General features: G+C 55.3%; 10 protein-coding genes. All 10 read right to left on the reverse strand.

All coding sequences use genetic code 11. The features are described from left to right. Positions 1–24: 24 nt before the first annotated feature. The 10 genes from HZA73_03320 to hutU all read right to left on the reverse strand — a co-directional run bounded on the left by HZA73_03320 (position 25) and on the right by hutU (position 16,279). Positions 25–1,278, reverse strand: a complete 1,254-nt coding sequence (locus HZA73_03320; protein MBI5805054.1) for a redoxin domain-containing protein — start codon at positions 1,276–1,278, stop codon at positions 25–27. Positions 1,279–1,464: 186 nt separating this feature from the next. Beyond that, the gene (locus HZA73_03325; protein MBI5805055.1) at positions 1,465–3,081 is read right to left on the reverse strand and encodes a CTP synthase; all 1,617 of its coding nucleotides are present in this window, start codon (positions 3,079–3,081) and stop codon (positions 1,465–1,467) included. A 439-nt stretch (positions 3,082–3,520) separates the two neighbouring features. Further along, positions 3,521–5,854: a DNA internalization-related competence protein ComEC/Rec2 gene (locus HZA73_03330; protein ID MBI5805056.1), complete on the reverse strand. Its 2,334-nt coding sequence runs from the start codon at positions 5,852–5,854 to the stop codon at positions 3,521–3,523. 12 nt (positions 5,855–5,866) lie between these two features. After that, a complete protein-coding gene (locus tag HZA73_03335; protein ID MBI5805057.1) occupies positions 5,867–8,428 on the reverse strand; it encodes a tetratricopeptide repeat protein in 2,562 nt (853 codons plus the stop codon). Positions 8,429–8,584: 156 nt separating this feature from the next. Then, on the reverse strand, positions 8,585–9,460 hold the full coding sequence (locus HZA73_03340; protein ID MBI5805058.1) for an AAA family ATPase: 876 nt from the start codon (positions 9,458–9,460) through the stop codon (positions 8,585–8,587). Between the two features lie 17 nt (positions 9,461–9,477). Next, positions 9,478–11,097, reverse strand: a complete 1,620-nt coding sequence (locus tag HZA73_03345) for a tetratricopeptide repeat protein (GenBank protein ID MBI5805059.1) — start codon at positions 11,095–11,097, stop codon at positions 9,478–9,480. 75 nt (positions 11,098–11,172) lie between these two features. Continuing rightward, entirely contained in the window at positions 11,173–12,843 is a 1,671-nt protein-coding gene (ftcD, locus tag HZA73_03350; protein ID MBI5805060.1) for a glutamate formimidoyltransferase, read from the reverse strand. Further along, complete coding sequence (locus HZA73_03355; protein MBI5805061.1) at positions 12,840–13,256, reverse strand: four helix bundle protein; 417 nt, start codon at positions 13,254–13,256, stop codon at positions 12,840–12,842. The genes ftcD and HZA73_03355 overlap by 4 nt, the downstream gene beginning before the upstream one ends. Positions 13,257–13,292: 36 nt before the next feature. Beyond that, positions 13,293–14,621 (reverse strand): imidazolonepropionase, encoded by a 1,329-nt coding sequence (locus tag HZA73_03360; GenBank protein ID MBI5805062.1) that lies wholly within the window; start codon positions 14,619–14,621, stop codon positions 13,293–13,295. A gap of 8 nt (positions 14,622–14,629) precedes the next feature. Then, positions 14,630–16,279 (reverse strand): urocanate hydratase, encoded by a 1,650-nt coding sequence (hutU, locus tag HZA73_03365; protein MBI5805063.1) that lies wholly within the window; start codon positions 16,277–16,279, stop codon positions 14,630–14,632. Between the last annotated feature and the right edge of the window lie 128 nt (positions 16,280–16,407).

A 16,407-nucleotide genomic window follows, 5' to 3' on the forward strand; every position in this document is an offset into this window, starting at 1 on the left:
CAATCCTTTGGCTTTCCGGGGCGGTTACTGTTTCAGTAATTCCTCAATTTCTTTGAGCAAAAGCTGGTCCAGATTATCCCGGTAGCCGATATGGCGATACCGGATGATGCCGGCCTTGTCGACCACAAAAGTTGTGGGGATCCCGGTTATCTGGTAGACCTTGTCAATGCCGTTGCCCATCATCCCTCCCATCAGGACCGGGAAACCATAGCCTTTTTGGCTCCAGAATGAGCTTACTATGTCCTTCTTGTCAATTCCTTCTAAATTCACGGCAAAGAACAGGACCCCTTTGCCCTGGCTGGCCAGAAAGGCCTTGTCCACCAGGGGCAGGCTCAGCTTGCAGGGCTGGCACCAGGTGGCCCAAAAATCAAGCACCACCACCTGGCCCCGGTGGTCCGAAAGCTTGTGCATTGCGCCATCCAGGTCAGGCAGGCTGAACTCCGGAGCCGGCCGGCCGACCACAGATGCGGCCGAGGTTGAATCGGCCTTGATCTCCTCCGCTGTTTTTTTATCCCGGGCCTTGGTCAAAATATCTTCCATGCCCTTTTTGCTCTTATAACGGGCCAGATAAACCGTTTCAAAATCAGTTTTGGCCTTTTGGGGATCCTCCACCTGTCCGGCCAAGGCATCGGCCAGATGGGTGATTGCCGAATCAAGCTGTCTGGTCTGATAATAAGCCAGGCCCAGATGATATTCAATGGTTGGTTCAGAGATGTATTTGAAGGCTTCCTGCAATTGCTCCAAGGCCTTGAAATAATTTCCCTGCTGGTAATACACCCAGCCGTAGGTGTCCAGATAATTGCCGATGGTCTGGGACTTGGTTCTGTCCCAGCGTTCCTGGGTGATGTCCCAGGGTTTGGTTTTGAACTCTTCCTTGGCCAGATCGATAGACCTTTTGGAATAGGTTTCGGCCGAATCCAAGTCTGTCTTGTTCCTGGCCAACTCGTAGGCCAGGTTGTTCAGCAGATTGTGGTCTTTGGGATCGAGCGCTATCGCTGACTTGAAGCCTTCAGCCATCTCCGGCCCCTGGCCCAGCTGGGAATGGTTCTGGGCGATGATGACGTACAGCCCTTTTTGGACGTTCTTGTCCAGCCAGGTTGTGTTTTTCAGGAACCCTTTGGCCAGTTCTATCCTTTTGCCCGGATCGCCTTCGGCCTCCAGCTGCTCGGACATCTTGATCAGCTTGCTCTGGCGGTCAAACCAGATCATCGAAGAGCCGATGACGGCCGCCAGGCTCAGGGCCATCATCAATTTCAACAGGAAAGGAACTTTCTTCATTTTTTCTCCTTACTATCCGCAGACGCCGTCGTGAGCGTTAACCGAACGATTGCGCCGATTTACGCTGAATATTTGACTTAACGCATTGGCCAATTGGTTAGTAACTTGTACATTATGAATAGTAACCTGGAAATAATTTTCGCGCCATTTCGCGTTTTTCGTGGACAATGGTCGTCAGTATCTGTTTTACTTATGCGTTTTGAACTCCTTGGCTGCCCGGATGAACTCCCGGAAAAGCGGGTGGGCCCGCATCGGCCGGGACTTAAACTCTGGATGGAACTGGCAGCCCACAAACCAGGGGTGCCCCTCGGCCTCCATCATCTCCATCAGCATCCCGTCCGGGGATTTGCCGGAGAAGACGATGCCCTTCTCTTCCAGCCGGTCAATGTAGTCGTTATTGACCTCGTAGCGGTGCCGGTGGCGCTCGGAGATCTCCTCCTGGCCGTAGGCCGCAAAGGCCTTGGTCCCGGCCTTTAACCGGCAGGGATAAGCCCCCAGCCTCATGGTCCCGCCCATGTTCTTAACCTGGCGCTGTTCCGGCAAAAAGTCTATCACCGGGTCCTGGCAGTCCTTGACGAACTCGGTGGAATTGGCGTTGCGCAGGCCGCAGAGATTCCTGGTGGCCTCGATCACCGCCACCTGCATCCCCAGACAGATGCCGAAATAGGGAACTTTGTTCTCCCGGGCGTACTTGGCGCAGAGGATCTTGCCCTCTACCCCCCGCTCGCCGAAGCCGGGGCAGACCAGCAGGCCCTGGCAGTCATTCAGCCGGTCCTTGAGATTGCCCTGGTTCAGAGCCTCGGTGTCTATCCAGTCCAGTTTTACCTTGACCTGGTTATGGATGCCGGCGTGGAGCAGGGATTCGATGATGCTTTTGTAGGCGTCGTGCAGGTCCACATACTTGCCGCATATGCCGACGGTGATCTCCCCTTTGGGTTCCTTGAGATTCTTCAGCATGTTCAGCCATTCGCTGATGTCCGGCTTATGGAAGCCAACCCCCAATTTGTGGGCCACGATCTCGTCCAGGCCGTCCTGGTGGAAATGCTGCGGGATCTCGTAGATGCTCTCTACGTCTATGGCCTCGATCACTTCTTCGGCCATCACGTTGCAGAACAGGCCGATCTTCTCCTTGATGTCCTTGTCCAGCGGTTTTTCAGAACGGCAGATGATGATGTCGGGCTGGATGCCGATCTCCCGCAGCTTGTTGACCGAGTGCTGGGTGGGCTTGGTCTTGAGCTCGCCCGAGGCGTGGATGTAAGGCACCAATGTCAAATGAATGTAACAGCAGTTCTCCCGGCCGGCCTCCAGCCGGAACTGGCGGATGGCCTCCAGGAAAGGCAGGCCCTCGATGTCGCCCACCGTGCCGCCGATCTCGGTGATCAGCACGTCCACGTCCGGGCTGTCGGCCAGCTTAAGCAGCCGGGCCTTGATCTCGTTGGTGACATGGGGCACCACCTGGACGGTCTTGCCCAGGTAATCTCCCCGGCGTTCCTTGGTGATCACGGTCTCGTAGACCTGCCCGGCGGTCAGGTTGTTCTCCTTCTTAAGCGGCCGGTCTATGAACCTTTCGTAATGCCCCAGGTCCAGGTCGGTCTCGGCCCCGTCGTCGGTGACGAAGACCTCGCCGTGCTGGAACGGGCTCATGGTGCCGGGATCCACGTTCAGATACGGATCGAATTTCTGGATGTTGACCTTAAGCCCCCGGGCCTTAAGCAGGTAACCTAGGCTGGCCGAGGCGATACCCTTGCCCAGCGAGCTGACCACTCCCCCGGTGACAAAAATGAACTTGACCTTGCGTTTCATATATCTCCGATTATTTAATTCCAATTAGCCACAGAGAATACCCTGAGCATTGTCGAAGGGGCGCAGAAACATAGAGAATATCATATTACATACAACAAACCGTAAGTTTAACCTAAAATAAAATTTATGTCAATGGAATAGTGAGGCAATACTTTTCAATGAAAAAGCTTAAATTAGATTGCGTTTAAATTCGCTTTAGGATTTCTTTGTTACAAACAATAAAAACACCGTTAGCATGCAACAAAACATGCTTAAAAAAAACAAACTTATTATAAACTCTGGTATATCAATTCTTCTATACATATTAACAAATGACCAAACAACTGCTGTCGCAAGTGAAATAGTAGAAATGATGCCTAGTACTTTAATAATCTTTCTCATTACCAATCTCATTGCATTAGTTAGTTATATTCCAATAATAAGAAATTAGTAAATAATCTCACTCCACCATCGTCTTCACAACCAGCCTGCTCCCATCCGTCTCCATCTCAATCGCACCTTGCTCATCCGTCCGGTAGATCTTGGCCCCGGCTGCCTGGTAGCCTTCCACCACCTCCGGCGAAGGATGCCCGAAACGGTTGTTCTGGCCCACTTGGATCACGGCTATCTCAGGGCTGATGGCACTGATCACCGCCGGTGAATTATTGATGTGCGAGCCGTGGTGCGGGACCTTCAGTACCGTGCATTTGGGCAAAAGGCATTTGGCATACAAGGTGTCCTCCAACTGCGGGCCCATGTCCCCGGTGAACAGGAAAGACTTCTGCCCGTATTGGATGAAACAGACTATGGAAGACTCGTTGGCGTCCGATGCCGAGTCCCTTTGACAGAAGACGAAACCCCGGGCGGGAGAGATGCCGGACAAGGTATCGTAGCCCCACAGGGTATCGATATCGGTCTTGGACTTGACTGCAGCCTCCATAGCTGATAGGAACAAGGGTTGGTCGCACTGGTGGCCAGAAATCATCAGTTTCTTTATATTGACATGTGAAAGCAGGTGGGAAAACCCTCCGGCATGGTCTGCGTCCCCGTGGCTGATGATGGACAGATCAATGTTATTAAGACCTTGGTACTTCAGGAACGGGTATATGGTCCGCTGGCCGGAGTCAAACTTCTCCTGGCTGGGTCCGGCGTCTATCAGAATGGTTTTACCGTTGGGAAATTGGATCAAAGCGGCGTCACCCTGCCCTACATCCAGATAAGTTACCTTTAGTTTATCAACAGTTACGAATGTCTTAGACCAGATGAATATGTTCAAAACAGTCAATAAAAATACAATAATTACAAATCGTATCTTCTTAATCTTATTAAAGTTAAAAATTATAATTAATGTTGTGGTATAAATTAAAGTTTGACTTAAATCAGGCCTTGGCCAGGTAATGACTCCGAATTTGACCATGTCGAACAGCTCCACCGATTTCAAGGATATCCAGCTGGCGGCGTAAGCCGAGGCGGCCAGCGGCCATACCACCCAACTGCCCAAAGGATACAGCATGGACATCAAAAGCCCCAGGGCCAAAAGCAGGTTGGTGGTCGGTACCACCACCAGGTTGGCCAAAAGTGATATGGTAGGTATCTTGTGGAAATGGTAAGCCAGGAAAGGGGCGGTGAATATCTGGGCGGCCAGGGATACCGCCAGGGGCAATAGCAGCCATTCCCTCAGAACTTCGTTCTCTGTGATCCTAAACAACTGATTTTGGATGGGCCGGGTCAAAGCCAGTATCCCGGCGGTGGCGGCGAAGGAAAGCTGGAAACCCACGTCAAACAGCGATTGGGGCCAAAAGAACAGGATCAAAAGCCCGGCCAGGCCCAGCATGTTTAGGCCGTTCCCCTGCCTTTCGAACAGCCCTCCCAGCAATACTGCTATAGCCATGATGGCGGCCCGGACAATGGATGGCGGCGATCCGGTCAAAAGAGTATAGAACACCAGTCCGGTGCAGGTCCCCAAAGCCGCCCAGCGCCGGGGAACCCGGACTATTCTCAGCACCAGGAACAAGATGAAGGCCACCAGCACCACATGCAGGCCGGAGACCGCCAAAACATGGGTGGTTCCGGTATTGGAGAAGGCTTCCTGCACCCTGGCCGAAAGGCCGCTGCGCTCGCCCAAAGCCAGACCCAACAGCAGGGCCTTCTCGTCGCACTGCAAATATTTATCAGATAGACCTCGGATATACTGCCGTGCCGGGATCACCACTTTTGGCATCAACCAACCGCCCCGGCCGGTCTCTGCCAGTCTTATGTGCTCTAGGCTGAGAGAACCCCGGACCTCGCTGCGATCCAGGTAAGCCCGGTAATCAAAACCTCCGGGATTCCTTCTTTGGGGCAGAAGGTTCCATTTACCCTGCACTAACAATAATTCACCGTAATCGGGTATATGCTCAGGGTCTGGGACTGAACGTGCTAAAACCTTGAAATCGGCCGGCCGCCAGACATCGCTGCTGTCTAAATAGGAAAGCACTTGGGCGGTGAAGCGGTACCGGCCTTCGCTGGATTGCGGCTCGGAAACCACCTGTACCATGGCTATCTGCTGCCTTCCCTCCTGCCACTGGCAGTTTTTGACCGAGATTCTGAACTGATAACCCAAAAATCCGGCGGAAATGATCAGCAGCGCCAGCCAAACCTGTGAAATTCTTTCTTTGGACCGGAAAACAAACGTCAGAAAAAGAAAGATAATCACCGCCAGAACGGCAAAAATAATCGGGATACTAACCGCCGAAGTGGCCAGTATCCCGAGGGAAAACAATAAGAACACTTTCAGGGCCGGAGTTCTGTCCATCAAAACACCGTTTTAAACGTAAGAGATTCTCTGTTTCTCCGGCTTCTTTAGCTTGGACGGTATAGGCTTGGGTTTGGGCGAGGTATCCATCTCAGCCGAAGGCATTTCTTCCTGGGGCCGGGCGGGCGGCTGGGGTGCATAGGCCGGAGCAGCAGGCTGGGGAGGCGCCGGCCGTGGAGCCGGTGCTGCTGCCGTCGGGGCATGCATCTGAGGCTGGGGCTGGGCAATGCTGGGCCGGGGCGGGGCTGCCGGCAGGGGCGCGGGCGGGGAAGGCGGTTGAAACTGGGGCTGGGGAGCAGCCGGCGCCGGACGGGGCATGGCGGGCGGAACTGCGGGCCGGGGCGGCAGAGAAGCAGGCTGAGCCTGTAGCGGCGCCTGGGTTGGCTGGGGCACCGGCTGGGCAGCCGGGCGGGGCGGCGGGGGCGCTGGTAAAGGAGCTTTGACCGGCTGGGCCGGAGCTGGTTTCGGGTCCGGGGCTGCCGCTGCCGGTTTAAGCTGCTGTAGTTTTTGAGCTACGTCCTTAAAGGAAACATCCGCCGAATATATTTCTTCGTAAGCCTTGATGGCATTGTCTATCTCGCCCACGCTTTCGTAGGACTGGGCCAGGTTGTAGCGCAGACCCATGTAAGCCTCTTCCTCGAAACCCGGGGTGGCCAGACCGCGTTCCATCTGGCGGATGGCGAATTTGTATTCCCCCCGTTCCATGAAACAAATGCCCAACATTTCAAAGGATTTCAGTCTTTCTTTGTCTCCCTTGGAAGATATCTGGAATTCGGCGATGGCCTCCTGCACCAGGCCCATTTCCTTGTAGGCGATGCCCAGGTCGTAGTGTCCCTGAAAATCTTCCTGCTTGATGCTTTGGTAAACACCTTCCTTGAACTCGGCCAGGATATCGTTAAGGGAAAGATATTCCTCCTGAGCCTGAGGCGTTTGGGACTGGTCGTCGTCGGCTACGCTGAACTTGACCCGCGACTGACGGCCTCCTTCCACCATCTCCCGTCCCCAATGGACGTTGTCGTCCTGGGCGGGCTGGCCGCCATGGGGCTCGGAGGTCAAATGGCTGTGCTCTTCTTCCTGTTCCTCCGACGGCTGGGAATGCATAAAGCCCTGATCGGACAGACCCGTTCCCGGTTCCTGTACCGGCATTTGCCAGCTGGGAGTTTCGGGAGCAGCCGGTTCCATCTGGGGGGATATGGCTGGCTGAATGGATGAAAAATCAAAACTGGCAGATGCGGCCGGGGCTGTCTCCGGTACCGGGGATTGAATGTTTATTGACGGAGGTTTGATGCTGATCGACGGAGGCTGAATACTGATGGATGGTGCCGGTGCTGCCGGTGGAGCGATTGGCTGGGGCGGGGCCTTGGGTTCGGGCTGGGCTTGGAAGCTCGGCGTGTCCATTGCCCCTTCGGGCATCTCCGGAAGCAGAAGGGAAAGGCTTTCCAAGGCGGTCTCATTGACCGGGTCTATCTCCAGCACTTTCTGATAGACCGCTGCCGCCTGTTCCTTCAGTTCCCGGCGGTAAAGACACTCGGCCAGACCCAGATAGGCGTCCACCATGGCTTCGGGTTGATTGGCCTGCAGTGATATCTCCACCAGCTTCTGCCGGCTCCTCAACTCCAGAGGCTGCAGCTCGGCTATCTTCTTGTATATGGCAATGGATTTGGAAATGTTGCCGTCGCCCAGATAACCATTGGCCGCGGTATGATACTGGTCCAGGGCCTCCTGGGTGGAGCCGATCTCCACCAGCAGATCTCCCAATTCCACGTTGGTGGCCCAGTCCTGTTTTGGTGGTTCCGGCGCGGCCGGTTTCTCCGGCTCTCTCTGGATGGACAGAGTAGGAATATCCATTGCCGGTTTTTCCCGCTGGGGCGGGACTTCCAACTGGATTTCTGGATTGGCATGGTGGGTCAGTTCATCTATCACCTGCTGGGGCCGGATCTCGGGGGCCGGGGCCGGAGCAACGGCGCTGGGCGCGGCTGTCTCGCCCTTCATGCTGCGGACCTTGGCGTCAATGGCCTCGGCCTCTATCATCCGGCCGTTCTCCCGGTAGGCCTGGGCCAGCTTGGTGAATTCTTCTATGGCTTCGGGCACCCGTTTTTGGGAAAGATACATGTCGGCCAGTTTGGAACGGATGGCCAGGTTCTGGGGGTTGAGCTCTACTATCTGATGATATACCGGGAAAGCCAGATCGGGCTTACCTTCCTTGATCTTGCGTTCCGAGTACTCCAGCAGGTTGGTGATGGCTTCGTTGATCAGTCCCTGCTGAATGTAGAGATCACCCAGCATCTTGTATATTTCGGGATCGTCCTTCCGGCTGCGGAGGATCTTTTTGCAGACCGCGATGGCGTTGTTGTACAGAGCATCGTTGCCGTACCCCTTGGCGGCTTCCATGTAATTGGTCACCGCCTCGTCAATGTTGTTGAGCTTGACGAAGGCATCGCCGATGAAATTGTACACGCTGGCGTTGCCGGGCTCCAGCTCCAACACCTTCTTGTACTCCAGCACCGCCTTGGCGTAATCTCCCTTTTGGAAGAATTCGGCTGCCTTGGTCCTTATTTGATCAACTTTTGCCACTTAATTTCAATATGTCGAAAAATTGTTCGTTTGCGTTAGAACTTTACTAAATAACCGCTAAGCTTTTCCCGGCCGGGGCCGAAGGAACACCAAGACACCAAGCAAATCGTGATATAGTGAATAGTGATTTTGTGTATTGTGGTCGGAACCATTACGTTAAAACTGGTAATCACTGCCTACTGATGTCTCGCTGGCCGGAGTCTGTTCCTCATGTCCCCGGTCGATCCCCAGGTTGTATACCACCGTCTGGACCACCGAGGCGTCCAGCATGTCCTTTTCCAAAAGATATCCCTCTCTCAGGCAGTTGTCGCAGATGGCGTTGATCAACCGGGGATGCCCTTGAGAATAACGGGCGATCAGCTCATAGGCGGTCTCGGTAAAGAGCTCCTCCTCCCGTCCGGCTATCACCAGCCGGTGCTGGACGTATTCCTTGATGGCGGCCTCATCCAAAGCGTCCAGGTAATACTTTACCGCCACCCTCTGGTTAAGCGAAGAATCCACCAAAAGATTCTGCTCTATCTCGGCCATGCCAAACAGGATGAAGGTGATCAATCGGACGTCCGAAAGTTCCAGATTCAAAAGGCCCCGCACTTCCTCCAAAATGGCCTGGCCACGCAACAGATTTGCCTCGTCTATCAGGATCACCGGTTTGCGGCCTTCGGCGTGAATCTCCATCAGCCGCCGGGCCACCGCCGAAGAGACCTGGGTCTTGTCTTCGGAAAGTTCCTTGACCCCCAGCAGCGATCCGATCCGGCGCAGGAACCAGATGGGACTGAATTCTGCGTGGGTCAGGATCAGGAGCGAAGTTTCAAACCTTCCATCCTCGCGCAGGATGTCCAGCAGGCGGCGGGCCAGCATGGTCTTGCCCGAGCCCACTTCCCCGATCAGGACGCCAAGACCCCGCATCCGCTCAGCCACGTGAGCCAGCCGCATGATGGCGTTGCTGTGCTGGGGGCTGTCATAATAAAAACGGCTGTCGGGTACGTTGGAAAAAGGATCGGCGCTGAGTTTGAAAAAACGTTCGTAATCCATGGAACTCCTTAAAAGCTTTACAAAAATGAAAGTCCCTGTTGGTTGGATCCCAGATACGGGTCATCATCGGGCTTTTGGACCGGAACAGGCTTGACTGTTCTTTCAGGTTCCGTCTTGGCCTCAGGCTGGGCAGGCTGATCCATTATTACTTCTACTGTGGCATCACCGAAAGTGTCTTCATTCTGAATTCCCTCGTCCATTCCCTGCAATTCCGGCGGTACATTTTCCTCGGCCTGAGCCTGGAAGGCGGTTAATTCCTGATATTCAACATCCAGCACTGCTTCATCGGCAGCAGTTTCGGATTCGGGCTGAATATATTCACCTGCAGGTGCGGGCTCTTCCGCTAATACAGCCGTTTCTTCCAGATCGGACGACGGCTGAATTGTTTCCGTCACTGTTTCTTCCGCCGTCGCAAGCTCGGGCTGCAGCTGGGATGGCCCGGTCTGCGGTTGGATCTGGGAATTTTTCTCCAGCAGGTTCCGCATCCTTTGGGCCACGTCCTTGTAGTTGATGTCCAGGATATAGACCTGCTCGTATTCCTCCAAGGCCTTTTGCCGGTCGCCCAGTTGTTCGTTGGCCAGGCCCAGATTGTAATGCAGTCCCACGTATTCGTTATCAAGGAACTTCTTTACCGAGATGCCCTGGTTCAGCACCTCGCTGGCCAGACCGTAATCGCCCTGCTCCAGAAAAGAGATGGCCAGCATTTCGAATCCTTTCAGCTGTCTGTCCCCCCCCTTGATGGACAGCTGAAAATCGGCAATAGCGTCGTCGCGCAAGCCTACCTCGCGGTAAAGCATGCCAACGTCGTAATATTTTTCGTAAGCTTCGCTGATGTTGGACCAGACCGCGTCCTGGAAATCCTTGCAAAACAGGAACAACTCTTCCTTCAGCTGCACCTGATCCATGGCCGGGCTGCTGCCGGAGGACAAAACCCTGGAAAGGGCCTCCTCGTTCTTGGGATCCCGTTCCAGTATCTTCTGATAGACCGACTTGGCTTTGCGGTCAAAACCCCTTTTTTGCAGGACCCGGGCATAGGTCAGCTGTGTCTCCAGTATCTTCTTGGCGTTGCCCATCTTCATGGCCACGTCCAGCAAGCGATGATAAGGCACGATATCCGCCGGATCCGGCGCGTCCTCGGAATTATCCGAGGCCATCTTGGACACCATCTGCTCAATCTTCAGACCCAGTTCCTTAAGTCCCTGATTCTCCGGCAAAAGAGCGGTGATCTTCTTGTATACCGAAGACATGGCCACAAAATCGCTCCGGATCTTAAGCTGGTCGGCAAAGCGAAGCCATTCCCTTACGGCTCCGCTTTTTAGCTGGCCGTTGGCGTATAACTCTCCAGCTTTATTATATAATTCTATCCGGCCCTTGTCAATAGATAAAATCTTCTTGGCGGCCACTATGGAACGGGGCAGGTCCCCTGTTTTTTCGCCGATCCGCACCGCCACCTCATACTGTTCAAGGGCCTTGCGGTCCTCGCCGGTCTCCCGGTAGATATTGGCCAAAGTAAGCACATGCTCCGGGTTTTCGGCATCGACCATGGTCAACTGCTCGTAAGCCCGGCGGGCTTTTTCCCACTCGCCTTTTTGGTAAAAGAGATGGGCCTGTTCGTTAAGTCGTTTTATGTCGGGCATATTTTTGTTAAGCCGATACCAAAACTAAAGTATACAAAAATCAAGGGCTTAAATCAATAGTTATTTGAACTATTTTTATTTAATGTTGCCGGCTAGGGCCGACAGAACCTGCTGGCACAATTCGGCTGACCTGGCGTTAAGCCCGGTCACCTCGTTTTTGTGGGCTGTTACGAACCCCTGGTCCCTGATGGAACCCAGGTTTATCAGCACGTTCAGTCCGGCACCCTCCACCCCAGCCCGGGCCATCAGGGCCGCCACTCCGGCGTCGGAGGCCGAATTGGCGTTGCCTTTTTGGGCCGCAGTAAGGGAAAGTTCCATCGCCTTTAAACATGTTTTGGCGGTCTCCAGCGGGACCGCCGCCGCCTTTTTGTAGCCTTCCTCCATGGCCTGGTCCCGGAAAACCTTCTGTTCCGGAGTGGCCTTGGGCAGGCGCATGGCCTCCATCAGGTCGTTAAAGGCGTTGGTATCCTCGTCCACCGCTTTTGACAGTTTGTCCTTGATCTCCTGCCCCTGTTCGGCCAGTTCGGACATCTCTTTCCAGACCTTCTCGTAACCGGGTTTGCCGACAGTCAGGTTGGCCACCATGGCCGAAAGGGCCGCGCACAGGCTGCCGGCCAGGGCCGCCACCGAGCCGCCGCCCGGGGCCGGTGATTCCGATGATACCTCGTCCACGAAATCTTTGGCCGTCATGGACATCAGCGGGGCCGGTTTAAGGAAATTGTATTCCACGATCTTCTTGGCCGGGTCGAATTCCGAAAGCTGGTCCAGGCCCAGGGAGCGGACGGCGGTCTCCACCAGTTCCTTCTCCGGCACCCCGGCCGACTTGCCCTGTTTTTTCAAGTAGAATTTTCCCGCGTCCAGCATCGGTTTCAACGGCACCAGGCCCACCAGCTCCGAGCCGGTGACGATCAGGCCCAGCTTTTCCGCCTCTTCCCGGGCGGTTTCGAAGACCACATGCAGCGGCGTGGTGTTGTAATTTATCAGGTTGATGGACACCTGGGCCTGGCGGTACTGCTCGATGTACCAGCCGATGGCCCGCACCGCCTTCAGACGGCCGGGGACCTTGACCGAATTGCCCTGGGCATCCTTGACGATCTTGCCGGCAGCGTCCTTCTTGGCCCGTCCGCCTTCCCGGATGTTCAGGGCGATCTCGTTGGCCAGCTTCTTGTCCTTGGTGTTGACATTGACGTTGTAGGCGATCAAAAATTCCCGGGCCCCCACCACGCTGGCTCCCCACTTGTGCTTGAACTTGGCCGGTCCGAAGTCCGGTTTCCATTTGGGGTCCTTCAGCTTCTCCTCCAATGCCTCGTACTCTCCGGTGCGGATGTCGGCCAGGCTCTGACGCTCGGGCGAGGCGGCGGCGAATTCGTAGAGGTAGACCGGGATGTCCAGTTCCTCACCTAGGCGCTTGCCCAGGTCTTTGGCGATCTGGACGCACTCGTCCATGCTTACACCGGATACCGGCACAAAGGGACAGACGTCCATGGCCCCCATCCGGGGATGCGCTCCGCTGTGTTTGGACATGTCTATCAGCTCGTGGGCCTTCTTGGCGGCCTGGAAAGCAGCTTCCTTGACGCCTTCCGGAGTGCCCACCAGGGTATAGACGGTGCGGTTGGTGTCGGCCCCGGGATCTACGTCCAAAAGCTTGACATCAGCCACACCGCGGACGGCGTCGGAAATGGCATCGATGATCTTGCGGTCGCGGCCCTCGGAAAAATTTGGTACGCATTCAACTAGCTTGGTCATTTTGACTCCTGCTTTTCTATATTGACATTACTTGACATTTTACGGGCACTAATGCCGGTGGCATTGATGTAATTGTTCAGTTTTATGGCCAGAGTTGTATGTCTCTTCTGGTATTCATCAAGTACTTGCTGAGATATGTACCCGCGTTTATGGCTGAACAACACATGGGATTTTATCTCGTACAAAGATCCTCTGGCTATCCGGCAAAACTGCTTGTTCTCCTTGTAATGGTATCTTCCAAAGCCCTCGGCAATGTTGCTGTAGACCGAAGTTGAAGACCTTCGTATCTGTGAAGTGAGATTATACTTCTCGTCTTCCGGAAACCTGGCAGTAAGTTCATATATCCAATCAGCCAAGTCAACTGCCAATTGGTAGATTATCAAATCAGTAAAATCAACAATCTTGTTTGCCATAATACTCAATGTCAACCAATGTCAATAAATGTCCATTTATTGGCCAATGACGATCCGCCCGCGCTTGACCACCGTCTTGACGTAATTCACCGCATAATGATACGGAATATACCGGTAATTGGGGATGTCCATTATCAGCAGGTCCGCCTGCTTGCCTTCTTCGATAGACCCGATCCGGCCGCCGCGGTTCAGGGCGCAGGCCGCATTGTAGGTGGCGGCGCAGATGGCCTCGGCCGGGGTCAGCCCCAGGTACAGGCAGGCCAGCCCGATGATGAACGGCATGTTCTCGATGGTGCAGGAACCTGGGTTGTGGTCGGTGGCCAGGGCCACCGGGATGCCCATCTCGATCATCTTCCGGGCCGGGGCATAGTTCTTCTTGATGGTCAGGCTGGTGCCCGGCAGCAGCACGGCGATGGTTCCGGCCTGCTTCATCAGCTCCAGCCCGGCCTGCGAGGGGTATAGCAGGTGCTCGGCGCTGATGGCTTTGACCTTTCCGGCCGCCTCGGCCGCGCCGACAGAGGCCAGCTCATCGGCGTGGATCTTGGGGATCATCCCGTAATTGCTGGCAGTTTCAAGGATCTTGATGGCTTCTTCCGGCGTGAACACCCCCTGGTCGCAGAACACATCGCAGAACTCGGCCAGCTTCATCTCCGCTATTTTCGGGATCATCTCCTCGCAGATCAGCCGGACATATCCCTCCCGGTCAATCTTTCCCGAGCCCTGAGCTGCCAGGCTGAGCTTGTCGAAGTCCGTGTCGAAGGGCGAGCTACGAAACTCCTCCGGGAACTCATGCGCCCCCATGAAGGTAGAAACCACCTCTATCGGCTGAAGTCCGTTCAGGTCCCGGTTGACCTCCAGCTGTTTGATCTCGCTTTTGGTCTCCAAACCGTAGCCGCTTTTGGATTCCACCGTGGTGGTTCCCCACATCAGCATCCGGTCCAGGCGCTTCAGGGCGTCGCGCTTTAAGACCTCGCGGGAAGCCTGCCTGGTGGCCTTGACGGTGGAGCGGATGCCGCCGCCCTTGGCGGCGATCTCCTGGTACGAAACGCCAGAGGCCCGCAACTCGAATTCGTCCTCGCGGGAGCCGCCGTAGACCAGGTGGGTGTGGCAGTCCACGAAACCGGGCATGACCACTTGATTCCCAGCGTCGATAACCTTGGTGTGGGGTAAAAGGTTCAGCCTGGGCTTGAGCTCCATGGTCTTGCCCACGGCCACGATCTTGCCGTCTTCTATGGCCACCAGGCCGTCCTCGATGATGCCGAGCTCGGACATGGCTAACCCCACCCTTCCCTCCCCTCGAGGGGAGGGATTAGAGGGAGAGGTTAGCGTCAGCAGTTGGCCGATATGTTGGATGATGAGGTGCATAACAATAACTATTCCATCATAGGTATCTTAACCTTCTTCTTCTTGGCCACCTGCTTGGCAATGTCATATCCCGCGTCCACGTGACGCAAAATGCCCATCCCCGGGTCGTTGGTCAGCACCCGCTCTATGCGCTTGGCCATCTCCTTGGTTCCGTCAGCCACCGTTACCTGCCCGGCGTGGATGGAATACCCTATCCCCACCCCGCCGCCGTGGTGGATGGAGACCCACGAAGCCCCCGAGGCCACGTTGACCATGGCGTTCAGCAATGGCCAGTCGGCGATAGCATCCGAACCGTCCTTCATGGACTCGGTCTCGCGGTTGGGCGAGGCCACCGAGCCGCAGTCCAAATGGTCGCGGCCGATGACGATGGGCGCTTTGATCTTTCCCTTCTTCACCAGGTCGTTGAACAACAGGCCGGCCTTATCCCGCTCGCCGTAGCCCAGCCAGCAGATCCGGGCCGGCAGGCCCTGGAAATGGACCTTCTTCTGGGCCATCTTGATCCAGCGGGCCAGGTGGGCATTCTTGGGGAACAGCTTTAAGACCGCTTCATCTGTCACCGCGATGTCCTTTGGATCGCCGGACAGCACCGCCCAGCGGAACGGGCCCTTGCCCTCGCAGAACAGGTCGCGGATGTATTCCGGCACAAAGCCCGGCACGTCGAAGGCGTTCTTGATGCCGTGCTTCACCGCCTGGCCCCGGATATTGTTGCCGTAGTCAAAGGCGATGGCTCCCTGCTTTTGCATGTCCAGCATGGCCTGCATGTGGATGGCCATGGCCTCGTATGATTTGCGTTTGTATCCTTCGGGGTCGTTCTTTCTTAATTCATTGGCCTGGGCCAGGGTCATGCGATGAGGCACGTAGCCGTTGAGCTCGTCGTGGGCCGAGGTCTGGTCGGTGACCACGTCGGGAATGATATTCCTCCTGACCAGTTCGGGCAGCACTTCGGCGCAGTTGCCCACCAGACCGACTGACAAGGGTTCGCCCTTTTTCACCGCTTCAAGAACCAGCTTAAGAGCGTTGTCCAGATTGACGCTTATCACGTCGCAATAGCCGGTGGATATCCGCTTTTTTATCCTCTCCGGATCCACTTCGACATTCAGTATCACGCCCTCGTTCATGGTGACGGACAGGGGCTGGGCCCCGGACATCCCGCCCATGCCGCCGGTCAGCACCCATTTGCCTTTCAAGCTTCCGCCAAAATGCTTTTGGGCCAGGGCCCCGAAGGTCTCATAAGTTCCCTGCAGAATACCCTGGGTGCCAATGTAGATCCAGCTGCCGGCTGTCATCTGGCCGTACATGATAAGCCCCAAAGCCTCCAGCTTGCGGAAATAGTCCCAGTTGGCCCAGTGGGGCACCAGGTTGGAGTTGGCGATCAGCACCCGCGGACAATGGGGATGGGTCTGCAAAATGCCCACCGGCTTGCCGGACTGGACCAGGAGTGTTTCATCGCACTTGAGTTTCTTCAGCGATCTGATGATGGCATGGTAGCAGTCCCAGTTGCGGGCCGCCCGGCCGTTGCCGCCGTAGACTATCAGGTCTTCCGGTCTCTCGGCCACCGCCGGGTCCAGGTTGTTCATCAGCATCCGCATGGCGGCCTCCTGCTGCCATCCCTGGCAGGAGATCTTTGTGCCGTGGGGGGATTTGATTATTTGGGGCATGATTATATTCTCCGTTTACTTACTTATTATTTCTATCATTTACTAAGGCCATGGATGATCTTTATTGTATTCACCCTGTTGTCTAACCCAGCCCTTAAGGGCTGGGTTAAGGGCACATGACCGAACAC

The organism is candidate division TA06 bacterium (assembly GCA_016235665.1).
In the GTDB taxonomy this organism is placed as follows: domain Bacteria; phylum Edwardsbacteria; class AC1; order AC1; family EtOH8; genus UBA5202.